The organism is Selenomonas sp. F0473, from assembly GCF_000315545.1.
Taxonomy (GTDB): domain Bacteria; phylum Bacillota; class Negativicutes; order Selenomonadales; family Selenomonadaceae; genus Centipeda.
Window position 1 is genome coordinate 2,036,442 of the sequence record NZ_JH992902.1, and the last position, 23,242, is coordinate 2,059,683.

Annotated in this window: 23 protein-coding genes and 3 tRNA genes; 16 read left to right on the top strand and 10 right to left on the bottom strand. The window is 57.4% G+C overall.

Annotated elements, in window-relative coordinates:
• Positions 1-2 precede the first annotated feature (2 nt).
• From fabD to HMPREF9161_RS09490, 8 genes are all read left to right on the top strand, one after another.
• A complete protein-coding gene (fabD, locus tag HMPREF9161_RS09455) occupies positions 3-938 on the top strand; it encodes an ACP S-malonyltransferase (RefSeq protein ID WP_009729440.1) in 936 nt (311 codons plus the stop codon).
• Between the two features lie 44 nt (positions 939-982).
• Positions 983-1,726 (top strand): 3-oxoacyl-[acyl-carrier-protein] reductase, encoded by a 744-nt coding sequence (fabG, locus tag HMPREF9161_RS09460; RefSeq protein WP_009729441.1) that lies wholly within the window; start codon positions 983-985, stop codon positions 1,724-1,726.
• Between the two features lie 37 nt (positions 1,727-1,763).
• Complete coding sequence (locus tag HMPREF9161_RS09465) at positions 1,764-1,994, top strand: acyl carrier protein (RefSeq protein ID WP_009442433.1); 231 nt, start codon at positions 1,764-1,766, stop codon at positions 1,992-1,994.
• A 258-nt stretch (positions 1,995-2,252) separates the two neighbouring features.
• A complete protein-coding gene (locus tag HMPREF9161_RS09470) occupies positions 2,253-3,200 on the top strand; it encodes a nitronate monooxygenase family protein (protein ID WP_009729442.1) in 948 nt (315 codons plus the stop codon).
• Between the two features lie 37 nt (positions 3,201-3,237).
• Positions 3,238-4,482 carry a beta-ketoacyl-ACP synthase II gene (gene fabF, locus HMPREF9161_RS09475; RefSeq protein ID WP_009729443.1) on the top strand — a complete coding sequence of 415 codons (1,245 nt, stop codon included), beginning with the start codon at positions 3,238-3,240 and terminating at the stop codon, positions 4,480-4,482.
• A 4-nt stretch (positions 4,483-4,486) separates the two neighbouring features.
• The gene (gene rnc / locus HMPREF9161_RS09480) at positions 4,487-5,203 is read left to right on the top strand and encodes a ribonuclease III (RefSeq protein ID WP_037348737.1); all 717 of its coding nucleotides are present in this window, start codon (positions 4,487-4,489) and stop codon (positions 5,201-5,203) included.
• Positions 5,204-5,385: 182 nt separating this feature from the next.
• Positions 5,386-6,573, top strand: coding sequence for an efflux RND transporter periplasmic adaptor subunit (locus HMPREF9161_RS09485; RefSeq protein WP_009729445.1), 1,188 nt, complete (start codon positions 5,386-5,388; stop codon positions 6,571-6,573).
• Between the two features lie 12 nt (positions 6,574-6,585).
• Positions 6,586-9,777 carry an efflux RND transporter permease subunit gene (locus HMPREF9161_RS09490; protein ID WP_009729446.1) on the top strand — a complete coding sequence of 1,064 codons (3,192 nt, stop codon included), beginning with the start codon at positions 6,586-6,588 and terminating at the stop codon, positions 9,775-9,777.
• 64 nt (positions 9,778-9,841) lie between these two features.
• On the opposite strand, the gene HMPREF9161_RS09495 is transcribed toward HMPREF9161_RS09490, so the two are convergent.
• From HMPREF9161_RS09495 to HMPREF9161_RS09515, 5 genes are all read right to left on the bottom strand, one after another.
• On the bottom strand, positions 9,842-10,174 hold the full coding sequence (locus HMPREF9161_RS09495; protein ID WP_009729447.1) for a branched-chain amino acid transporter permease: 333 nt from the start codon (positions 10,172-10,174) through the stop codon (positions 9,842-9,844).
• A complete protein-coding gene (locus tag HMPREF9161_RS09500) occupies positions 10,171-10,878 on the bottom strand; it encodes an AzlC family ABC transporter permease (RefSeq protein ID WP_009729448.1) in 708 nt (235 codons plus the stop codon). Before HMPREF9161_RS09500 ends, HMPREF9161_RS09495 begins: the two co-directional genes overlap by 4 nt.
• A complete protein-coding gene (locus tag HMPREF9161_RS09505; protein WP_009729449.1) occupies positions 10,875-11,432 on the bottom strand; it encodes a DNA-3-methyladenine glycosylase I in 558 nt (185 codons plus the stop codon). Before HMPREF9161_RS09505 ends, HMPREF9161_RS09500 begins: the two co-directional genes overlap by 4 nt.
• Positions 11,433-11,526: 94 nt before the next feature.
• Complete coding sequence (locus HMPREF9161_RS09510; RefSeq protein WP_009729450.1) at positions 11,527-11,742, bottom strand: hypothetical protein; 216 nt, start codon at positions 11,740-11,742, stop codon at positions 11,527-11,529.
• Positions 11,743-11,764: 22 nt separating this feature from the next.
• A complete protein-coding gene (locus HMPREF9161_RS09515; RefSeq protein WP_009729451.1) occupies positions 11,765-13,279 on the bottom strand; it encodes a hypothetical protein in 1,515 nt (504 codons plus the stop codon).
• Positions 13,280-13,421: 142 nt separating this feature from the next.
• Between HMPREF9161_RS09515 and rfbB the strand changes: the two genes are divergently transcribed.
• Both rfbB and HMPREF9161_RS09525 read left to right on the top strand, forming a co-directional pair.
• Positions 13,422-14,432, top strand: a complete 1,011-nt coding sequence (gene rfbB / locus HMPREF9161_RS09520; protein ID WP_009729452.1) for a dTDP-glucose 4,6-dehydratase — start codon at positions 13,422-13,424, stop codon at positions 14,430-14,432.
• Positions 14,433-14,521: 89 nt separating this feature from the next.
• Positions 14,522-14,597: transfer RNA gene (locus tag HMPREF9161_RS09525), tRNA-Ala, on the top strand.
• A 105-nt stretch (positions 14,598-14,702) separates the two neighbouring features.
• On the opposite strand, the gene HMPREF9161_RS09530 is transcribed toward HMPREF9161_RS09525, so the two are convergent.
• A tRNA-Arg gene (locus HMPREF9161_RS09530) sits at positions 14,703-14,779 on the bottom strand.
• Between the two features lie 2 nt (positions 14,780-14,781).
• Positions 14,782-14,858: transfer RNA gene (locus HMPREF9161_RS09535), tRNA-Pro, on the bottom strand.
• Positions 14,859-15,046: 188 nt separating this feature from the next.
• Between HMPREF9161_RS09535 and HMPREF9161_RS09540 the strand changes: the two genes are divergently transcribed.
• From HMPREF9161_RS09540 to HMPREF9161_RS09555, 4 genes are all read left to right on the top strand, one after another.
• Complete coding sequence (locus tag HMPREF9161_RS09540; RefSeq protein WP_009729453.1) at positions 15,047-15,811, top strand: DeoR/GlpR family DNA-binding transcription regulator; 765 nt, start codon at positions 15,047-15,049, stop codon at positions 15,809-15,811.
• 7 nt (positions 15,812-15,818) lie between these two features.
• Positions 15,819-17,096, top strand: coding sequence for a four-carbon acid sugar kinase family protein (locus HMPREF9161_RS09545; RefSeq protein WP_232213529.1), 1,278 nt, complete (start codon positions 15,819-15,821; stop codon positions 17,094-17,096).
• A 29-nt stretch (positions 17,097-17,125) separates the two neighbouring features.
• Positions 17,126-18,124: a 4-hydroxythreonine-4-phosphate dehydrogenase PdxA gene (gene pdxA / locus HMPREF9161_RS09550; RefSeq protein WP_009729455.1), complete on the top strand. Its 999-nt coding sequence runs from the start codon at positions 17,126-17,128 to the stop codon at positions 18,122-18,124.
• 64 nt (positions 18,125-18,188) lie between these two features.
• Positions 18,189-19,550 carry a GntP family permease gene (locus tag HMPREF9161_RS09555; protein WP_009729456.1) on the top strand — a complete coding sequence of 454 codons (1,362 nt, stop codon included), beginning with the start codon at positions 18,189-18,191 and terminating at the stop codon, positions 19,548-19,550.
• Between the two features lie 216 nt (positions 19,551-19,766).
• Here the strand turns inward: HMPREF9161_RS09555 and HMPREF9161_RS09560 are convergent, their stop codons facing one another.
• From HMPREF9161_RS09560 to ilvA, 3 genes are read right to left on the bottom strand one after another with little or no spacing between them, the layout of a single operon-like run.
• Complete coding sequence (locus HMPREF9161_RS09560; protein WP_009729457.1) at positions 19,767-20,507, bottom strand: C40 family peptidase; 741 nt, start codon at positions 20,505-20,507, stop codon at positions 19,767-19,769.
• A gap of 37 nt (positions 20,508-20,544) precedes the next feature.
• Positions 20,545-20,859 (bottom strand): helix-turn-helix transcriptional regulator, encoded by a 315-nt coding sequence (locus HMPREF9161_RS09565; RefSeq protein WP_009729458.1) that lies wholly within the window; start codon positions 20,857-20,859, stop codon positions 20,545-20,547.
• A gap of 17 nt (positions 20,860-20,876) precedes the next feature.
• Positions 20,877-22,127 (bottom strand): threonine ammonia-lyase, encoded by a 1,251-nt coding sequence (gene ilvA, locus HMPREF9161_RS09570; RefSeq protein WP_009729459.1) that lies wholly within the window; start codon positions 22,125-22,127, stop codon positions 20,877-20,879.
• A gap of 156 nt (positions 22,128-22,283) precedes the next feature.
• Here ilvA and HMPREF9161_RS09575 point away from each other — a divergent pair, with 156 nt between their 5' ends.
• Positions 22,284-22,730 (top strand): universal stress protein, encoded by a 447-nt coding sequence (locus HMPREF9161_RS09575; protein WP_009729460.1) that lies wholly within the window; start codon positions 22,284-22,286, stop codon positions 22,728-22,730.
• Between the two features lie 48 nt (positions 22,731-22,778).
• The gene (locus HMPREF9161_RS09580) at positions 22,779-23,195 is read left to right on the top strand and encodes a universal stress protein (protein WP_009729461.1); all 417 of its coding nucleotides are present in this window, start codon (positions 22,779-22,781) and stop codon (positions 23,193-23,195) included.
• Positions 23,196-23,242: the final 47 nt, after the last annotated feature.

Consider the following 23,242-nt stretch of genomic DNA (forward strand, 5'->3'; position numbering starts at 1 on the left):
CGATGGGGAAACTCGCATTTATCTTTCCGGGGCAGGGGGCGCAGGTCGTCGGCATGGGCAAGGACCTGTTCGACGCCTATGATCTTGCGAAAAAACGCTTTGCAGAGGCCGACGAAGCGCTCGGTTATTCCATCAGCAGACTCTGCTTTGAAGGGCCTGCCGATAAGCTTCAGCTGACGGAACATACGCAGCCTGCCATTTTGACCGTAGAGGTCATTGCGGCGGAACTTCTGCGCGAAGCGGGCGTTGCCCCGGAAGTCGCGGGCGGACACAGCCTCGGCGAGTACGGCGCATTGGTGCTTGCGGGCGTTATATCATTCCAAGACGCCGTCCTGCTTGTACATAAGCGCGGCGCCTATATGCAGGAAGCCGTTCCCGTGGGCGAGGGCGCAATGGCTGCGGTCATCGGGCTCGACGACGAGAGCATCGTCGCGGTCTGCACGGAAGCAAGCCGTGCGGGCGCCGTTCAAGCGGTCAACTTCAACTGCCCGGGGCAGACGGTCATCGCGGGCACTATGAGGGGCGTTGAGACGGCAGTCGAACTGCTCAAGGAAAAGGGCGCGAAGAAGGCGGTCATCCTGCCGGTTTCCGCACCGTTTCATTCGACACTGATGGCGCCGGCGGCAAAGAAACTCGCAGCGGAACTTGACAAAGTGGAGATTCACGATGCGGCATTCCCCGTCGTCTCGAACTACACGGGAAAACTGCAGCAGACGTCGGCGGAGATCAAGGAAAATCTCGTCGCGCAGGCGGATCATCCCGTCCGCTGGATCGCGTGTGTGGAGACCATGCGCGACTTCGGCGCGGACACCTACGTCGAATGCGGTCCCGGCAAGACCCTCGCGGGATTCAATAAGCGCATCGATAAGAGCCTTATCAGCCTGAACGTCGAGAGTGCGGATTCCCTGCAAAAAACACTTGACACGCTAAAGAAGTAATGATTAAATGAGTTCGGTCGAAAGGAATCCAGAAGGAGGACTCCATGATTCTTGAAGGGAAAGTCGCTCTCGTGACGGGCGCATCCCGCGGCATCGGCCGCGCCATTGCGATTCGCCTCGCGGCGGAGGGCGCGAAGGTTGCCGTCAACTATGCGGGCAATACCGCCGCTGCCGAGGAGGTCAAGGCCTTCGTCGAGCGACAGGGCGGCACCGCGCTCCTCGTCCAAACGGACGTCTCGGATGCCGCCGCGGCGGCGGAGATGGTCGCGCGGGTCCATGAGGAGCTCGGCGGGCTCGATATCCTCGTCAACAACGCCGGCATCACGCGCGACACCCTGCTCGTCCGTATGAAAGACGAGGATTTCGACGCCGTGATCAGCACCAATCTGAAGGGCGTCTATGCCTGCACGAAGGCCGCCGCGAAGTTCATGACAAAACAGCGCAGCGGGCGTATCGTCAATCTCACCTCCGTCGTCGGCGAGATCGGCAATGTCGGGCAGACGAACTACGCGGCTGCAAAGGCCGGGGTGATCGGCTTTTCAAAGGCGGCGGCGAAAGAATTCGCGCCGCGCGGCATCACGGTCAACGCCGTGGCGCCGGGGTTTATCGATACAGATATGACGGCGGTTCTCAAGGACAATATTCGTGAAAAGATCGTCGAGGGAATTCCCCTCGGCGCGCTCGGCAAACCGGAGCATGTCGCCGATGCCGTTCTCTTCCTCGCAAGCGACGCGGCATCTTATATTACAGGCCAAACGCTGAATGTAGACGGCGGCATGGTGATGTAGAATACAATCAATTCATTTAAAGGAGGTGAGATACTGCATGGCAACGTTTGACAAGGTTCGCGACATCGTCGTGGAACAGCTCGGCTCGGAGGCTGACGAGGTCACCCTTGAGTCCACCTTCATCGACGATCTTGGCGCAGACTCGCTCGACATCGTTGAGCTCATCATGGCGTTCGAAGAAGAATTCAACGTAGAGATCCCGGATGAGGCGGCTGAAAAGATCAAGACCGTTCAGGATGTCGTCAATTACATTGATCAGCACAAATAAGAGGCAGCGGAAGCGGAACGCCGCATCCGTGCACAAAACTTGTCTTTTAGGGAAATCCCGTGACGGCTCAGGCGCACGGGATTTTTCTCAAAAGGCAGCAATGACTTTGCATAAAACCAGGACGGGAAGCGTCCTGCTGTGATATATTCGACTCCCGCCGGCGGAAGGGGAGATCGATCTTGCGGGGAGCATGAATTGCCGCGCTGCGTGCGGCAGAGGCCGCTGTGTGGCGCGCTCTCTCGCGATTGGAGGGCTTATATGAGACTACCCGAGGTGAGGATTGGCAGCAAAGTTGCCACCGTCCCCATCATTCAGGGCGGTATGGCGATTCGCATTACAACGGCGCGGCTCGCCGCCGCCGTTGCGAACGAGGGCGGGATCGGGCTCATCGCTGCTTCCGGCATGAAACCGAAGGAGCTGCGTTACGAGATCCGGCTCGCGCGTTCGCTTTCACCCCATGGGATCATCGGCATCAACGAAATGGTCGCGGCCAGCGACTTTTCGGAGGCCGTTCAAATTGCGATTGACGAGGGCATTGATCTCGTCGTTGCGGGCGCGGGATTTTCCCGCGATATGTTCCAACTCGGAAAGGAATCCGGCACGCCGATCGTGCCGATCGTTTCCACGCCGAAACTGGCGAAAATCGCCGAGAAACTGGGCGCTTCGGCTGTCGTCGTCGAGGGCAAGGAGGCCGGCGGACATCTCGGTACGGATCAATCCGTCCGCAATATCATTTCCGACGTGCGTGCGGCGGTAAAGATTCCTATCTTTGCCGCCGGCGGCATACTGACGGGACAGGATATTGCGGATATCCACAAGATGGGAGCGAACGGCGTGCAGCTCGGCTCGCGCTTTGCGGCCTGCGTTGAATCCAACGCGGCGCCGTCGCTCAAGAAATATTACCTCAAATCCCAAAAGGACGACATTGTGATTATCCACAGTCCCGTCGGACTGCCGGGACGTGCCGTGCGCACGCCGTTTTCGTCGCGGATTATGGAGGGCCCTGTGCCGCCGACCGTCTGCGATAAGTGCCTCAAGCACTGCGACCATCACTTCTGCATCATCCGCGCGCTCTCGCGCGCGCAGCAGGGGGATCTCGAGACGGGACTTGTCTTCACCGGCGAATTCATGCCGCGCATCGATCGGATTTTGAGTGTTCATGAAATATTTGAAGAGCTGAAACAGCAGCTGGAGGCAGCGAACTAGAGTGTCCGCGGATGCTCCGGGAAAGGAGTCGATTGGTTTGAAAAAGAGAATTGTCGTTACGGGGATGGGACCCATTACGCCGATCGGCATCGGAAAAGACGCCTTTTGGGATGCCCTGTGTGCAGGAAAGAACGGCATCGATAAGATCACCCGTTTCGACGCGACACGTTACGCTGCACAGATTGCAGGCGAGGTCAAGGACTTCAGCATCGACGGCTACATCGATAAGAAAGAAGCGAAGCGCATGGATCGCTACGCCCAGTTTGCCGTTGTGTCGGCGGGCATGGCGATTGCGGATGCGGGACTCGACCTCGATCAGGAGAACCGGGACCGCGTCGGCGCCTATATCGGCGCGGGCATCGGCGGCATCGAGACGATGCACAGCACCTATGAGCGTCTTTTCGACAAGGGGCCGGAGCGCGTCAGCCCGTTCTTTATCCCCATGATGATTGCGAATATGGCGGCCGGACAGGTTGCCATCAACTACGGCCTGCACGGTCCCGTGTCCTGTGTCGTTACGGCGTGTGCGACGGGGGCGAACTGCATCGGCGACGCGTTCCGTGTGCTGCAGCGCGGCGACGCCGACGTTATCATCGCGGGCGGTACGGAGGCTTCGATCTCCGAGGCGGCAAGCGCGGGATTTGCGGCGATGAAGGCGCTCTGCACGGATCATAACGACGATCCCGCACATGCCTCCCGCCCGTTTGATAAGAACCGCTCGGGGTTCGTCATGGGCGAGGGCGCGGGGCTTGTGATCCTCGAGACGCTCGCGCACGCCGAGGCGCGCGGCGCGCATATCTACGCGGAACTCGTCGGCTACGGATCCAACTCCGACGGCTATCATATCACGAGCCCCGCGCCCCGGGGCGAGTATCAGGCGAAGTGTATGCGGCTGGCCCTCGACGATGCGGGCATGAAGCCCGAGGACCTCGACTATATCAATGCACACGGCACCTCCACGCATATGAACGATTTGTGCGAGACCGAGGCGATCAAGACCGTTTGGGGGGCCGCCGCAAAGGACGTTGCCGTTTCCTCCATTAAGTCCATGACGGGACACCTCCTCGGTGCGGCGGGCAGTGTCGAACTCATCGCTTCCGTACTTGCCGTTGAGAACGATATCATGCCGCCGACGATCAATTACGAGACGCCGGACGAGGGGCTGGATCTCGACTATGTGCCGAATACGGCGCGGGCAAAGACCGTACGCGCGGCGATTTCCAACTCCTTCGGCTTCGGCGGGCACAATGCCTGCCTTGTCGTTCGGAAATTCCGGGCGTAAGGCGATGGCACACGGGATGACGCCGGAGCGCCGCAAGGCCCTGGAGCGCCTCTCCGTCCGGCTCGGCATCCGATTTGCCGATATATCGCTCCTGGACGAAGCGCTGACACATTCTTCCTATGCAAACGAATCGAGAAAATTAATACCGCATAACGAGCGCCTGGAGTATTTGGGCGATGCCGTGCTGGAGCTTGCCTCCAGCACATATTTATATGAGTGTTTCCCGGCGTGCACCGAAGGGGAACTCACGAAGATGCGCGCAAGCCTCGTGCAGAGCGAGACCCTCGCGCGCCTGGCGCGGCGGCTTGATCTGGGCGCGTACCTTCGGCTCGGTCACGGAGAGGCGCAGGACGGCGGCGCCGAGCGGCAGAACAACCTTGAAAATGCCTTTGAGGCCGTTGTCGGCGCCGTGTATCTCGACGGCGGATGGGAAGCCGCAAAAGATTATGCCTATGCGCAGCTTGCTTCCGAGGTCGGACGCCTCCGGCCCGAACAGGTACAGCGCGATTATAAGACGACGCTCCAGGAGTACATCCAGAAGACACAGCGCGAGACCGTCGCTTATGAGCTCGTCGATGAGAGCGGTCCCGATCACGATAAGCGCTTTACGACGCGCGTACTTGTCGCCGGCCGAGCGATGGGCGAGGGCACGGGGCGCAGCAAGAAAAAGGCGGAGCAGCAGGCCGCCGCGCATGCGCTCGACCGGCTCGGCCACAGTTAAAATTTCAGTTAAACTTATCGTCGAACGTGATATCATTCCTTGACTTTTGACGCGCGCTTCGAGTAAGATAAGATTGCTATGGCAGGGAGTCCCGTGCGGATACCTGCCGTTTCTTCATAGAGGATATTTTAGAAGAGATGAAGCAATGCCCTCGGGAATGGGACGAAGAGGAGGTTTTTTATTTGTTTGGCATCAAGAAGAGCGTTGCGGCGCTTGTTTCCGTGCTGATGCTCGGCGCTCTGCTGACGGGGTGCGGGAGCGGGCAGAAAAGCGGCGCGAAACCGACGCCAGTCAAGGCGATGAACGTCCTGCAGCAGGACACGCCGCTCACGCATGTGTATGCGGGACAGATTGTGGGGACGGATGAGGTGAACATCCAGTCTCGCGTCTCCGGGAACGTCGTGGAGAAATATGTGAAGGGCGGTCAGTATGTCGCGGCCGGCCAGCCGCTGTTCCGAATCGACGATCGGCAGTACCAGAGCGCCGTCCTGCAGGCACAGGCGACCCTTGCCCAGTCTGAGGCGACGCTCGGCAATGCGCGCATGGATCTCAGCCGTTATGAGCAGCTCTATGCCGACGCGGCCGTTTCCGAGCAGACGCTTGCGACCCAGCGCGCGCAGGTCAGCGCCTATGAGGCTGCGGCCGCCGCAAATGCGGCGCTTTTGCGTCAGGCACAGGAAAACCTCGACGATACGACTATTTATGCGCCGATGTCGGGCCAGCTTTCCGTCAACGACGTTGGGCTCGGGACCTTTGTGTCCGCCGGGACGACGACGCTGGTCTCGATGGGCATGTCGAATCCCATCTATGCGCAGTTCAGCCTCTCGGAAAACGAATACTTGAATTTTATGGAGCAGGCGGCACAGCAGAGCGGCATCGGCGCCGTTATCGTGCAGCTCAAACTCTCGAACGGCTCGAAATATCCGCTCGCAGGACATATCACGACCGTGGACCGCGCGCTTGCGGCGCAGACGGGGACCCTCACGGTCAAAGCGCTTTTTGACAACCCGGACGGCCTCCTCCTCCCGGGCATGTTCGCCCGCGTCAGCCTCGTCGGCGATACCATTCCCAATGCGCTCCTCGTACCTGAGCGCGCCGTACAGCAGCTCCTGGGCAAGTCGTTCGTCATGGTGGTCGGAGACGACAACAAGGCGGCCGCACGCACCGTCACGCTCGGCGATAAAGTCGGCAGCTACTACGTGATCAAGGACGGCCTCTCCGCTTCCGATATCGTCGTTGTCGAAGGACTCACCACGCTCCAGGAGGGCGGCGACCTCGACGTCACGATGGTCACCGCGGACGAAATGGGATTCTCCGTCGAAGAGGATTCTTCCAACTTTAACGCCAGCACGCTGACGCCGGCCGAGTAAGGAGGAACTCCTTTGGCAAAATTTTTCATCCATCGGCCGATTTTTGCGATCGTCATAGCGCTGATGATCGTGATTGTCGGAACGATTGCAGGATTTTCCCTGCCGATTGCGCAGTACCCGCAGATCTCTCCGCCGACCGTTGCGGTAGCCGCCAACTACACGGGGGCGAGTGCGGCTGTCGTGAACGAGACGGTCGCGCAGGTGATCGAGGAGCAGGTCAACGGTACGCAGGGCATGGACTACATGAGTTCTACGTCCGACGACACCGGCCGGTACAGCCTCTCCGTAACCTTTGAAGTCGGCACGGACGGCGATATGGACGCCGTCAAGGTGCAGAACAACGCCGCGGGCGCAAACGCCAGTCTGCCGTCCTCCGTGCAGGCGGCGGGCGTCACGACGCGCAAATCCTCGGGGCAGATGGCGTACTTCGTCTCTCTATATTCCGAAGACGGCAGCTATGACCGCGCGTTTATGAAGAACTACGCGACGCTCTACTTCCTCGACGCGATCAAGCGAGTGAACGGCGTGGGCGAGGTCCAGGTATTCGGTTCGGACTATGCGATGCGCGTCTGGCTCAATCCGGATCGCCTCGCGGAACTCGGTCTGACCGTCGCGGATATTACGGCGGCGATTAAGGAACAGAACGTGCAGGCGCCCGCGGGAACCGTCGGAGGCATGCCGACCGTCAACGCGCAGGAGAAACAGTATACCGGAAAGGTGCAGGGCCGTCTCACGACGCCCGAGGAGTTCGGCAACGTCATCATCGCTTCGGGCAAAGACGGATCCTTCGTCAGACTGCGCGACGTCGCACGCATCGAGACGGGCCAGCGGTCCAACAGCATCGTTGCAAAGTTTAACGGCTATCCCGCCGTGGGATTCGGCATACAGCTGACTTCGGACGCCAACGCGATGACGACCATCTCGGAAGTTCGTAAGATTCTCAAGGAAGCTGAAGCAAACTTCCCGCCCGGACTCAAAATGAAGTCGATCTTCGACAGCACCGACTACATCAACGCGTCCATCAGCGAGGTGGTTCACACCTTCGTCGAAGCGCTGCTGCTCGTTGTGCTCGTCATCTTTATATTCCTTCAGAGCTGGCGCGCGACCGTTATTCCGCTGCTCGCGGTGCCGGTGTCTCTCATCGGTACGTTCGGCGCGTTTATCCTGCTGGATTTCTCCATCAACACATTGACCCTCTTTGCGATGGTGCTCGCGATCGGTCTCGTTGTCGACGACGCGATCGTCGTCATCGAGAACGTCGAGCATCATATGGAGAGCGGGCTCTCGCCGATCGACGCCACGGAGCGCGCGATGGCGGAGGTGCAGGGACCTGTCGTCGCCATTGCGTTCGTGCTTGCGGCGGTCTTTGTCCCGGTCGCGTTCCTCGGCGGCATGATGGGCGTGCTCTATAAGCAGTTCGCGCTGACCATCGCCATTTCGATGGCGCTCTCCGCATTCGTTGCGCTGACACTGACCCCCGCGCTCTGCGCGATGATGCTGAAACCGAAGAAGGAAAATACGAAAAACGGCTTCCTAGAGCGGTTTTTCGACAGATTCAACAACTGGTTCAACCGTGCGCGCAAAGGCTACGTCGGTATTGTGACGAACTTCATCCGCCGGTCGCGGGTAGCCGTCATATTTTTGCTCATCGTCTGCGGCCTGACGGCGATCATCTATAAGAATCTGCCGTCCACCTTTGTTCCGGAAGAGGATCAGGGGTATATGATGATCGCGATCCAGCTGCCTTCCGGGACATCCACGAACCAAACGCAGAAGGTTGTGGATAAGATCCAGCAGGCGGCGCAGCGCGAGATCAAGGGCCAGAGCGCCGTCATGTCGATCAACGGATTCGATATCCTCGCCGGCGGCGCGAACTCCAACGGCGCCGTCGTCTTTGTCGGCATGAAGGATTGGTCGCAGCGTCTGGGCTTTGCGCAGTCGGTCACTGCAGCGGTATACACGATGTTCCGGGTCGGCGCAATGGAAGCGCCCGAGGCCCTCGTCGTGGCCATCAACCCGCCGGCTCTGCCCGGCCTCGGCAATGTCGGCGGCTGGTCGCTCGAACTGCAGGATATGAGCGGGCACACGGATCTCGAACTCAACGATCTTGTCAACGGGATCCTCGCAGAGGCAAACACGCGGCCGGAACTCCAGGGCGTACGCACAACCTTTAAGATCAACGCGCCGAGTTATCAGTATGAGATCGACCGCGAAAAGGTCAAGAACCTCGGCGTCGAGCTGACCGACGTATTTACGGCGCTTCAGGTCAACTTCGGCGGCTATGAGGTCAACGACTTCAATCAGTTCGGCCGCACCTACAAGGTCGTCCTCCAATCCGATGTGCTTTACCGCACGGAGGCGGAGGCGGCAAAGTTCGTCTTTGTTAAAAACTCTGCGGGCGGTATGGTTCCGCTCGACACGCTTCTCAAGCCGAAACTTACGACGGGCCCCACGCAGATCACGCGCTTTAACGGAACGCGCTCGATCACCATACAGGGAAGCGCCGGTACGGGATACAGCTCCGGGCAGGCGATGAACGCGATTACCGAGATCGTGCAGAAACATGCGCCCTCCGGCTATAATATCGAGTGGTCCGGGCAGAGCCGTGAGGAAAAGAAATCCTCGGATTCGACGATGCAGGTGCTTGCACTTGCTCTCTTATTCGTATTCCTCGCGCTGGCGGCCCTCTACGAGAGTTGGAGCGTGCCGTTTGCCGTGCTTCTCACGGTGCCGACGGGCATCTTCGGGGCACTCTTTTCGGAGTATGTGCTCGCGTTCCTCTTCGGCATGATCGGGATACCCGCCGCGGGGTTCCAGAACAGCGTCTATATGCAGATCGGCGTCATCATGGTCATCGGTCTCGCGGCGAAGAACGCCATCCTGATCGTCGAGTTTGCGAAGGTGCGCGTCGACCGCGGTATGGACCCGCTGAAAGCGGCCATTCAAGCGGCGGGGCTGCGCCTCCGCCCGATCCTCATGACGTCGTTCGCGTTTATCATCGGCTGTCTGCCCCTTGCCATCGCATCCGGTGCGGGCGCCGCAGCGCGTAACGGTATGGGCGTCGCCGTTGTCGGCGGCATGCTCTTTGCGACGGCGATGGGCATCTTCCTCATCCCCGTCTTCTACGTCGTCGTCGACCGCATCGCGCGGATGCTCGGCGGCAGGAAGAAAGCAAAAACGAGGACCGCGGACGAGTATATGTAAGCGATTTACGGAAATAAAAATCCCCTCTGTGAGGCAGAAGCCTCGCTGAGGGGATTTTTTCTTCTTATTTCGCAAATACGAATTGTATGAGTATCATATACGCCGCGGTGCCGCCGGCGATGGAGACGAGCATTTGGCGCAGACGGACATGCAGTAGGGCGGTGACGGCAATGCCTATGAGTTCCGGCAGTCCGTGTGTGCCGCTGAGGAAGGATGTGTCTTTGAGGCAGTAGACGATGAGCATTCCAAAGACCGCGGCGGGCAGCGCATTCCCCAGATAGCGGACGAGCGGCGGTGTCGGCTTTGATTTCGAGAGCAGGAGAAAGGGGAGGGCGCGCGTTAGGCCGCTCGCGAGGATACAGAGCCCGATGGTGGCGCATTCTTCTGTGAACGTCATTGTGCTGCCCTCCTTTCAAGGTAGGGACGGGAAAGCAGGCAGACGACGAGAATAACGAGCATCGTCGGGATCATAAACGCGTCTCTGCCGCATACCGCGAGGCAAAGCGACGCCGCGCCAAGCCCCAAAACGGCCGTATAGTGCTGCGGATCGTTCATCCACTGCTCGATGAAGATCACGACAAACATCGCCGTCATGACGAAGGAAATGCCGTCGGTATTGAAGGGGAGACTGCCGCCGACGAGACCGCCGAGCGTTGCGCCGGTAATCCAATAGATGTGATTGAGCAGGGTGACAAAGAACATGAACCAGCCCGCGTCGATGTCGGGCGGCACCTTCGTCGTATAATTAATCGCAAAGGATTCGTCGCACATGCCAAAGATGAGATAGGGCTTTTTCCATCCCGTGCCGCCGTATTTTTCAAACATGGAGAGCCCATAGAACACATGCCGCGCCTGTATCATGAGGGCAAGCAGGAACGTCTGAATCGGCGCAAACGGGCTGAGGAGCAGCGTGGCGGCGACGAATTCGAGCGAACCGCCGAAGATGAGCGCTCCCATGAAGAGCGGATACCAAAAGGAAAAGCCGAGCACGTTCATATAGACGCCGTAACCAAGACCGATGAAGAGAAAGCCCGTCAGTATGGGCAGCGTTTGCCGCAGAGCAAAGCGCAGCGCGGCGCGCCGCGTGTTGGGCTGTGTCATAATTTGCTCCAGTCACATGCGTCCGTATGTGCCGCGAGAACGCCGATGGCCTGCAGCGTCGAATAGATGCACGTGGAGCCGACGAACTTCATACCGCGCTTTTTGAGGTCCTTTGCAATCATATCCGAGAGCGGAGAAGTCGTCCGCAGCTCACAGCTCTCACGGATGGATTTCCCATCGGTGAATCCCCAGATATAGCGGTCAAAACTGCCAAACGCGGCCGCAATCTCAAGAAAAATACGGCTGTTTACGATACTCGCCTCAATCTTGCGCCGGTTGCGCACAATGCCCGCATCCTGCATCAGCGCCTCGACTTTTGGCGCGTCAAAGGCGGCGACGCGTTCGGGGATGAATCCCTCGTAGGCACGGCGAAAGTTCTCCCGTTTGTTCAGAATCGTCTCCCACGAGAGACCCGCCTGAAAGGTTTCTAGGATAAGCAGCTCATATAGCGCGCGGTCATCGTGCAGCGGAACGCCCCACTCCTCGTCATGATATTTTACATCAATGGGATTGTTCAATTTCACCCAAGAACATCTGCATCGTCCGTCATCCATCGCTCATTCTCCTCTATGGTACAGAAAAAGCCGGCGCCCGTCGGGTCTCCGGCTCATTTGCATGTTTATATTCTAGCGGGCTTTGCCTCCCTTGTCAACAGGGCTCGTCGATCTCCCGCGGCGCGTCAAAGGCGGCGTCGCTGCGCGCGGCGGCGCGGTCTGCCGCCGCATGGAGTCCCGTCAGCGCGGAAAAGGGGGCGAACTGTCCCGCACGGTCGCGGAGAGACATGGGCGGATGCCGTTCTGAAATGTGATGCGGCAGATTGATGATGTCCGCATAGTCGCGGATATCTCGATTGGGACGCTGCATGAAGATACTCCCTTTATATGCGTTACGCTTTATGTCCGCCGATCTGATCGTTGCGCAGACGTGCGGTCGCGCCGTCGACCAGATTGGCGCCGCGCAGGATGGCGTTCTTTCCGTATGCTTTTTTGATGGCGACAAGGGCTTCCTGCAGGGCGTGTTCCTTTGCGCGCTCTTTTTTCTCTTCCGGCGTGAGCACGGTCTGTGCCGCCTCTTCGGAGGAGAAGAGGTCGATTTGTTCCGCCGGCGGTACTTCGTCCGCAGGTATGAGATGCTGTGCGGAGATTGTGAGACGGCGGATGAGGAGGGCGGGATTTGCAATCTCGTCATAGAGGACGGTGAGCGCCTCCATGACCGTATGCGTCGACGCCCCGCGCTGAAGGAGCGTCCTGCCGTGCGCCGGCCACGGGACGCGCCGTCCGTAGCGGTCGGTGCGGATGCGTCCCTGATAAGCGCTGCGGATCTCCGGCCGCGTGAGACATTCGATATCATAGCCGACGGTCAGCTCCAGACGGTCGGTTGTGAGGCGCTTCTCCGCCAGATCCAGGGAGAGCGCATCCGCCATCTCCCAGACGACGAGGCGTGCCTTTTCCGCAGTATACGGCGTTTGGAGTACCTGGCCCATATGTGCGCTGCGCGATTTCGGCCGATAGTTTTTGATATCCTCCATGCGTGCCGGCTCCCATCCCCACGCGTGGTCGATGAGAAGTTCCGCCTGAATACCGAAGAGTCGATAAAGGAGATCCTCATTGCATGGCGCATCAGCGTCGCCGATCGAGCAGCGCGCGATATCTCCCATCGTATAGAGGCCGTGTTCTTCAAGTTTTTTCGCAGTTCCTCTGCCCACGCGCCAAAAATCCGTGAGCGGCATATGCGTCCAAAGACGGCGGCGATAGCTTGTCTCGTCGAGTTCTGCAATACGCACGCCGTCCGCATCCGGCGCGATGCGTTTTGCCACTATGTCCATTGCGATCTTTGCGAGGTAGAGGTTCGTTCCGATGCCCGCCGTCGCGGTGATGCCCGTTTCGCGGAGGACGTCGCGGATGAGGCGGATGGTGAATGCGTGCGCCGAGATCTTCTCCGTGCGCAGATAGTTCGTCACATCGATGAGCATCTCGTCGATGGAGTAGATGTGAATATCGGCGGGGGCAATGCGTCGTAGATAGATCTCGTAGATGCGCATGCTGTAGTCCATGTAGAGTGTCATGCGCGGCGGGGCGATATGATAGGCGACCGCAAGGGCCGGATTCTGAGCTAGCTCGTCGGCGTCCGTGCTCTCGCCCGCGAGTTCATGCCGGGGCGCACGGGCGCATCGTCTGCGGTTGATATGCGCGACCTGCCGAATGACCTCGAAGAGCCGCGGCCGTCCGCCGATGCCGTGCGCCTTGAGCGCGGGAGAGACGGCAAGGCAGATCGTCTTGCTCGTACGGCTTTCGTCGGCGACGACGAGATTCGTCGTCAGCGGATTCAGCCCGCGCTCGATGCATTCGACAGACGCGTAAAATGATTTGAGATCGATCGCGATATACGTACGCTGCTCCATGGCCGCCCTCCTTCTTCAATAGTATTATAGCACGTACGTTTGCGACATGTAAATCGTTTTGTGCGCACTGGCGTGAAAAAGGGAAAACGGCACTGTCGTCGAATACTGTTTTTGAAGAATGAACTTTGAAGGAGCGAATGCTATGAACGTCATCGTCACCGGCGGCGCGGGATTTATCGGTGCGAATTTCGTCTACTATGAGCTGCGCACGCATCCGGAGGATCGCATCGTCTGCTATGATGCGCTGACCTATGCGGGGAATCTCGCGACGCTCGACGAGGCGCGGAAAGCGCCGAATTTCTTATTTGTGCACGGCGATATTGCCGACCGCCCCGCGGTGTACGAACTGTTCGAGCGGGAGAAGCCCGATATCGTCGTGAATTTTGCCGCGGAGTCGCATGTGGATCGCTCGATCGAGAATCCAGAGATCTTTTTGCAGACCAATATCGTCGGGACGAGCATTCTGCTCGACGCCTGCCGTAAATACGGCGTCGAGCGCTATCATCAAGTATCGACGGACGAGGTGTACGGCGATCTGCCGCTGGACCGCCCCGATCTCTTTTTTACGGAGGAGACCCCGCTGCATACCTCCAGCCCCTACTCTTCATCGAAGGCAGGCGCAGACCTTCTCGTACAGGCATATGCGCGCACCTACGGGCTGCCCGTATCGATCTCGCGCTGCTCGAACAACTACGGGCCGTATCAGTTCCCGGAGAAATTGATTCCCCTCATGATCCTGCGCGCGATGAAGGATGAGCCGCTGCCTGTCTACGGCGACGGTCTCAACGTGCGTGACTGGCTGCACGTCGACGATCACTGCGCGGCGATCGACAGTATTGTGCGCAAAGCCGCGGCGGGAACGGTCTACAATGTCGGCGGGCATAACGAACGCTCGAACATCGAGGTCGTCCGTACGATCCTCGGAGCGCTCGGCAAGAATGAGGAACTGATCTCCTATGTCGAAGACCGTAAGGGACACGACCGCCGCTATGCCATCGATCCCGCGAAGATCGGCCGCGACCTCGGCTGGCAGCCGGAGACGGCGTTCGAAGACGGCATCCGACGTACGATTCGCTGGTATGAAGAGCACGAAGCATGGTGGGCGGACATCCTAAGCGGCGCGTATCGGAGGCGCAACGAGGCGCGGGGTTAAGTGCCGCCGTATGCGGCGCTGCGGTTCAAATTCAGTATTGACAATACCCGGGCTTTTCGCTATACTAGCATCTATCGGCGCCGCGGCGCGGGGGCATAGCTCAGCTGGGAGAGCGCTTGCATGGCATGCAAGAGGTCAGGGGTTCGATCCCCCTTGTCTCCACCATATGGAACTTAGAGGATGTGAGAGCGATCTCGCATCCTTTTTTGCGTTCATTTTAAGCAAAATAAAACCGTACCGCTCGCAGGAACGGTACGGAATTCGTCTCAGTGGTGCATCCGGGGGGATTCGAACCCTCGACCCACGGCTTAGAAGGCCGTTGCTCTATCCGGCTGAGCTACGGACGCGGTGGTCGGGATGACAGGATTTGAACCTGCGACATCTTGCTCCCAAAGCAAGCGCGCTGCCAAACTGCGCTACATCCCGATACCGCACCATTATAATGAGCGCGTGGGGAAAAGTCAATAATAAGCCTCACGTCAAGATGCCGGAGGCAGTTACAATAAATTAAAAGAAAGATAGAAAAATTTCGACAGATATATTGACAGCCGGGGGATATATCTCTATAATAAAAATAACAAAATATAACATAATATAATATTAAGGAACACGATATGATTTCGATTAGCCGCCGTAAGTATATACTCGACTATCTTTATAAAAACGGGACTGTCACAAGAAGCGAACTCGTAAAAAAACTGGGCGTCACAGCAATGACGGTCGGGCGAGATCTTAAGCGTATGGAAGAGCAAGGCCTCTTAGTACGCACGCATGGCGGCGCAGTGCTTCCGAACTATCTTGTCGAAGAAACGCTCTACGATAAAAAGAAAACGCAAAATATTGACATAAAGAAAAGGATCGCGAAAGCGGCGCTTCAATATGTGCACAGCGGGATGACCCTTCTGCTTGACGCGGGTACGACGACCTTTGAGATCGCCGATATGCTGAAAAAGTCCGACTGGGATAATCTCACTGTCATTACGGGAGATCTGCAGATTGGCCTGCACCTTTATCAACATAAAGGAATTCAAGTTTTTATGCTTGGCGGCGAGGTTTTGACCGAGACGGGGGCCGTTTCAGGCAGTATTGCCATACAACAGCTCGAGCGCTACGCCGTAGATTTATCATTTGTCGGAACGGCGGCCGTGACAGAGGAGTTCTATATTGTCGTTCCGACAGAAAGTAAAGCCGTATTCAAAGAAAAAATTATCGCCGTCAGCGAGAGAGCAATTCTTGTGGCGGATCAAACGAAATTCCATAGGAAAAAAATGTATAAGGCGGCGCGGTTGGAGGATCTTGATTTCATCATCACGGACTATCCTTTTACCGCAAAGGAAGCCGCTGTTTCCGGCTTGGAGGGAAAAATCATAAAGGCGTAGGAGATGAATGAAGATGAAAGGCGTCATCATAGCGGACGATCTTACCGGGGCAAACGCATCCGGCGTACTTTTAAAAAAGCTGGGGCTTCGGGTATCCAGCATCTTCCAGCCGGATCGCGTTCATTGCAGCGATTCGGATGTGATCGCGTATTCGACCGACAGCCGAGGGCTGGCGCCTGAAGATTCATATGCGCGCGTGTACGAAGCTTTTTTAAGGCTGAAACAAGAGGCCTGTTTCTTTAACAAGCGCATAGACTCCACCTTGCGCGGCAATATAGGAACGGAGATAGACGCCGCGCTTGATGCCTTAGGAGACGGATATACGGCCATGGTTGTGCCCGCGTATCCGGATTCGGGACGTATTGTCGTAAACCGCACCATGTTGGTTGACGGCGTCCTTCTTTCGCAGTCCGACGCCGGCCGCGATCTGAAGATGCCCGTTCTAACGGATGATGTTGAGCAGCTCATTCGTGCGCAGACGCGATATCGTTGTCTTTACATCCCTTTACAGGAGATTGTGCGCGGGATTTCATACCTGCGGGATATCATCCGAACGGCAAGAAGAGAAGCGAGGGTTGTCATTTTCGATGCCGTGCGCAATGAGGATATCCGTACGGTCGCGCAGGCGATTCTCGCAAGCGGGGATCGGATCCTTACGGTGGATCCCGGTCCGCTCACGATGCACTACGTTCATGAGCAGCAGGTACGGGAAAAGCGAGAACAGAAAATCCTGATGGTCATCGGGAGCGTCACGGAGACAACAAAACGGCAGATTGCCTGCATCCTGCAGAAGAGGAGCGTTTACTTTGTGCAGATGAAGGTCGATGCGTTCTTTGATCCCGCCGAAAGACAAGAAGAAGTTGAGCGCATTGTCGAGAAGATCTGCGGCGTTGTCGATGAAGAGGATTTTTTCCTTCTCACTACGACCCCGATCGGTACGGAGGAAGAAGTGGATTTGTCCGCGACGGCGGCGAGACTGGGGATTACGACCGAGGATGTGTCAAATCTCCTCGCGGACACCCTTGCCCGCGCAGCCGTAGACGTCTTAGAGAGAACCCGTAAAATGGAAGGAATTTACTGTTCGGGCGGAGATATCACCATCTCGATTCTAAAGCGGCTGCACGCGGCGGGAATCGATATCCGCGACGAAGTGATTCCTCTCGCGGTTTACGGACGTATCCTCGGCGGGCGGCTGCCGAATCTCAAAGTCGTTACGAAAGGAGGGATGATCGGAGGCGACGATACGATCGAACGTTGTCTCGACAAAATGGTGAGCAATCTCTAAGTTATGCCAGATGGAAAGGAACACAAAAGATGGAAAAACCAATTGTTGGCGTACCGATGGGCGATCCTGCCGGCGTGGGGGCAGAAATTGTCGTTAAGTCCCTGCTGGAAGCTTCTGTCAACGAGTTCGCAAAGGTCGTCGTGGTCGGCAGCCGGGACGTTATGCGCAAAGCGCTCGACGCATGCGGCCTCCGCGCGAAGTTGAACTGCATCGAGGATCCTGCGGACGGTGTTTATGAAAATGATAGCGTTAATTTGATAGATCTTGCCAACATCGATACAAGCACGCTGAAAATGGGAGAGGTTCAAGCTTCTTGCGGCAAGGCGGCATTCGAGTATATCGAACGGTGCGTGGAACTTGCGATGGCGCGTAAAATTGATGCGATCGCGACGACACCGATCAATAAGGAATCTCTGCGTGCGGCTAAAATCGACTATATCGGGCATACGGAGATTCTCGGAGGCCTTTCGGGCGCCTCGGATCCATTGACTATGTTTGAAGTCGACGATATGCGCGTGTTTTTTCTTACCCGGCACCTATCGCTGCGGGATGCCTGCGACGCCGTAAAGAAGGAGCGCGTACTCCAATATATCAAGCGCTGCACAAAGGCGCTGGAGCAACTGGGCGTACGCGGAAAAATGGCGGTTGCCGGACTCAATCCGCATTCGGGTGAGCATGGCCTTTTCGGGTGGGAGGAAGTGCGTGAAATAACCCCGGCTGTGGAAGAAGCGCAAAAGGAAGGCTATGACGTGGTCGGACCCATAGGCCCCGATTCCGTCTTCCACCAGGCGCTGCAGGGGAGATATCAGGCCGTTCTGTCTCTCTATCATGACCAGGGGCATATTGCGACGAAGACATATGATTTTGAGCGCACGATCGCCGTCACATTGGACATGCCGTTTCTTCGTACGTCGGTGGACCACGGGACGGCGTTCGATATCGCGGGAAAAGGTATCGTGAGTGCCGTTAGCATGACGGAGGCAATTCGCTTAGCCGCAAAATATGCGCCAAACTTTCGTCGTGGGTGAGACGGTTCCGGGGAAAGGAACATATAGTTTCATGTGACATCCTAAAAGAGAGGATTGATTCGAAATGGCTGGAGACTCTCAAATTCTTATCGGATTGGGCATAGGAATTATCTGCCTGATCTATATGATCCTGAAGACGCGTATCCATACATTTTTGGCGTTGATTCTTGCGACAGTGATTGTGGGCGTGATCGGAGGGATTGAGTACAAAGATATTATCGGCAGCATCACGAAAGGCTTCGGCGGGACGCTGGGGAGCATCGGCATCATCATCGGATTCGGCGTCATGATGGGACAGCTTTTTGAAGTGTCCGGCGCGGCTAAACGTATGGCATTATGCTTCCTTAAGCTTTTCGGTAAGGGGCGCGAGGAAGTCGCTATGGCGATTACGGGATTTTTGGTATCCATCCCTATTTTCTGTGACTCCGGCTTTATTATTCTTACGCCGCTGGCAAAGGCGATTTCTTCCGAGACGAGAAAGTCTATCGTATCCATCGGAATCGCTCTTGCGACCGGGCTTGTCATAACGCACACCATGGTGCCGCCGACGCCGGGACCGGTGGGCGTCGCGGGAATCTTTGAAGTCAGCGTCGGCGCTCTCATCCTCTGGGGGCTGGTTCTGTCGGTTCCTATGCTTATGGGTCCGCTCCTCTTTGCAAAGTGGGCAGGCAAAAAAATCTGGCAGATTCCAACGTCGGACGGCGGATGGACGCGCGATAGGAACGCCGCGTCAAAAGGGGCGGAAAGTCTCTATGACGAAGATCATCTTCCGTCGGTCGCCCTTTCATTCTCTCCAATTTTGGTGCCGATCCTTTTGATTCTTTTAGGAACGGTCACCGCCGCTATGGGCCTGCAGGGGAGCGCCGTCAATCTGATACAGTTTATCGGATCGCCCGTTATTGCCGTCGGCATCGGACTGCTTATCACCATATACGGATTGGCAAGGCACCTGCCAAGGAAACAAGTGCTGAGTGAAATGGAGAATGGGATCAAATCCGCCGGCATCATTATTCTCATTACGGGCGGCGGCGGCGCTTTCGGCATGCTGATTCGTGACAGCGGCGTCGGTACGGTATTGGCGGAAGGATTGGCGCAGACGAATCTGCCCGGCATTTTATTGCCGTTCTTCATCGCTACGTTCGTTCGGTTTATCCAAGGGAGCGGCACCGTCGCGATGATTACGGCGGCATCGATTACGGCGCCGATTATTGCGCATATGGCGGTTAATCCTGTGTTCGCGGCGCTCGCCGCATGCGTCGGTTCGTTGTTCTACTCTTATTTCAACGATAGTTTCTTCTGGGTCGTCAACAGATCGATCGGTATTACGGAGGGGAAAGAGCAGCTCCGCCTATATTCTGTGGCAAGCACGATCGCTTGGGCGAGCGGGATCGTCGTACTCCTTATACTCAATGCGATCTTCGGTTAAAAATCAACGCTGCATTTGATCGGCTCCCCAAAGTCAGGATGTAAAAGTTCGCGGCTTTGGGGGATTTTTATGGGAAAAAACGGGGGACCTCTCCTAACCGTTGACGGAAACGAACGGTTGTCTGCCAAATAAAAAACGCGGCGATTTTTCGCCGCGTTTTTTCAATCCGATTTAGAGTCGCTTCGTTTTGGCCGCCGTACCGTCTTTTAAGGAATATTACTTCACAATGTGTTTGCCGCCGAGGAAGCGCGGCTGCCAATAGCTGTTGGACAGCTTGTCGATGCGGACGCCCTTGCTCGTGGAGGCGTGGATGAATTCGTCCTTGCCGAGGTAGATGCCGCAGTGGGACGCGCCCTTTTCATACGTCTCGAAGAAGACGAGGTCGCCGGGCACGAGTTCTTTGGCGCTCTTTGTGCGCAGGCCGAGTTTATACTGCTCGTCGGCGGTACGCGGGATGGCGATGCCCTGTTTTTGAAAGACGTACTGGAGATAGCCGGAGCAGTCAAAGCCCTTCGGCGTCGCTCCGCCGAAGACGTACGGGGTTCCCATATACGCCTTTGCCGTCTTGATCACATCGGAGACTTTGCTTGCGGGCAGGATCGTCCTGCCGTTCGGTGCGAGCGGCATCTTGTTCGCCTTTGCCGGGGGCGGCACGTCGACGCCCCACGGGCGTACGGCGGGCGCTTCTTTGAGGGCGCGCCACGTTGCGTTGTTCACAATCCCCGTGATCTTGATCTTATTGTCACGCTGAAATTCCGCGACGGCGCGTTCGGTGTTCTTGTCAAAGACGCCGTTGGCATTTTTGATTTTGTATCCGGCTTTTTGCAGCGCCTGCTGCAGAACGAGCACTTCGTGCCCGTGGGAACCCTCGCGGAGGGTGGGGGAAGCCGACGCTGTTCCGGCCGCGAGAAAAAAAGCGATGCCGGCGGCGATGAGGAGTTTTGGCGGGCGTTTCATGGATATTCTTCCTTTCCATAGGCGCTGCGGAAGCATCTCATCCGTGCCGGACGTGCTCGAGTCCTTGGCTGAGGAAGCTCAGCACATGGTCGTCGTCAACGGAATAGAGCACTTCTTTTCCGTCGCGGCGGAATTTCACGAGACGCGCGTTGCGCAGGACGCGCAGCTGATGGGAGATCGCCGACTGCCCCATCGCGAGGCCGTCGGCGATGTCGTAGACGCGCAGTTCCTCTTCTGCGGCGAGCAGGGAGAGAATCTTGATGCGCGTGGGATCGCCGAGCGTTTTGAAGAGGTCGGCGAGATGCTGTGCAGTGTCTTGGTCAATGCATTTCAGAGGGGCGGCAGAAGTCATTCTTCCGTGGTCCTTTCTTAATAGATCTTGTTAATTTCAAATCCGTTTTGCGCGAGGGCGCGGACGATGCGGTCGATGTGCTCCTGTCCGTGTGTTTCGACGGTGACTGTGAGCTGCACTTTTTTGAAGCTGTCCGTGACCATGCTCTGATCGTGATCGAGCCGAATGACGTTCGCGTCCTGATTGGTGAGAATCTGCGCGACGTTGAGCAGCTGGCCGGGTTTGTCCGGGAGCTGTACGGCAAAGCGGAACACGCGCCCGCGTGAGATGAGCGCTTTGGAGATGAGTGCGGAGATGGTGGAGATGTCGATGTTGCCGCCGCTGACGAGGACCGCGATCTTCTTGCCGCGCATATTCAGCTTTTGCAGCGCCGCAAGGGGGAGGACGCCGGCGCCTTCGGCGATGAGTTTGTGCTTTTCGATGAGGGAGAGCAGGGCGCTCATGATCTCCATCTCGGAGACTGTGACGATCTCGTCGAGATACCGGCGGCAAAACGCAAGGGTGAGCGTGCCCGCCGTCTTGACCGCACAGCCGTCGGCAACCGTATCTGCGGAGGGGAGCGTGATGCGTCTTCCGCAGGAAAGAGCGGCTTTCATACAGGCGGCATTCTCGGGTTCGACACCGACGATCTTTATCTGCGGATTGACGAGTTTCGCACCGAGGGATATTCCCGAGACGAGACCGCCGCCGCCGATGGGGACGAGGATCGCGTCCACGTCTTTGAGCGCGTCGATGATCTCGAGCGCGATGGTTCCCTGTCCGACGATAACGTCGCGGTCGTTGAAGGGATGAATATAGATATAACCTTTTTCTTTTTGGAGTTCCAGGCTATGCGCATAGGCGTCGTCAAATCCGTTGCCGTAGAGGATTACGTCTGCACCGAGCGCCCGCGTCGCCTCAACCTTGAGGATCGGGGTCGTTGCGGGCATGCAGATGACGGCGTTGACGCCGAGTTTTTGTGCGGCATAGGCAACGCCCTGCGCATGATTGCCCGCCGAGGCGGTGATCACGCCGCGCCGGCGCTCGCCCTTCGTGAGCATGCCGATGCGGTTGTATGCGCCGCGCAGCTTAAAGGCTCCCGTAGTTTGGAGGTTTTCGAGTTTTAGATAGGTCGCGTTGCCGGAGAGGTCGGAGAAGAAGTCGCTGTATATGAGAGGGGTCTTCCGAACGATGCCTTCGAGGTGTTTTGCCGCGGCGTAAATATTGGAAATCCCGGTTGATGAAACGATGCGCTCGTAATCCTCTTGCGTGGCTTGTTCTTCTCCCATGTGTAGGCCGCCTCCATAGCACTTACTCTATATTCAGGGTCAGTCTATCATTTTCGATGGGCAACGTCAAATCTTTTTGCGCAGAAAGCCGTCGGAATAAAGAAGGAGTTCGACGAAATTTCGAGAATAAATACTATAAACGGGAGGGGATGCGTGATGAACGATCGTTTGGACCATGCGCGGATTCTCGTTCCCGTAGACGGTTCGGAGGGCGCGCTCCGTGCGGCGCGGATCGCGGGAGAGATCGCCCGCGTCACGGACGGCACGGTATGCTTCCTCTATGTCGCGTTGTTTGACGAAAGTACGGATGAGGGCGAAGTCGCATGGCTTCCGGAAAGTGTCGCGGGATCCACGGCCGAGGAGTCGCAGGCGATCTTTGCCGCCGCTGCGGCGGTTCTGCCCGAAGGCGTTTCTCATGCCGCATATCGCCGTGCCGGAGCTGCCGCGGAGGAGATCCTGCGTTTCATCGACGAGACGGGATGCGATCTTGTCGCCCTTGGCGGCCGTAGATCCTCCCGTGTGAGCGGGATCCTTCTCGGAAGCGTCACGCAGGCGGTGTTGGAGCGCGCACAGACACGCGTGTTGATCGCCGGGCAGGCGTGACTCCGGGATGGAATGGTTTATGTTCTTTAAAGAGAAGGAGGAACTGCCATGATGAAGAATATTTTAGTACCGGTAGACGGTTCGGAAGGCGCGGACCGCGCGATTGAACAGGCGATCACACTGGCACAGCTGTGCAATGCGAAGGTGAACTTCCTCTACGTTGCGAACATCAATCAGCTCGCGATCAACGCGGTGCTCTCGGATGCGATTTTGGACTCCGTAACAAAGGCGGGGAACGTGATCCTCGACCGCGCGATGGAGATGGTGCCGGCAGGCGTTGAGAAGGAGTCGTTCTCGGATACGGGGTCTCCGGCCGTTGTGGTGCTCGACTTTGCGGAGTCGAACAACATCGATCTCATCGTTATGGGCAGCCGCGGCCTCGGCGTCGTCAAGGGGGTGCTGCTCGGCAGCGTCAGCCAGTACGTTGTGGAGCAGGCCAAGTGCCCGGTGCTTGTGGTCAAGTAAATTCGTACGAACCTCAGAGGGGCTGCCGCGGCGTATGTCCGCGGCAG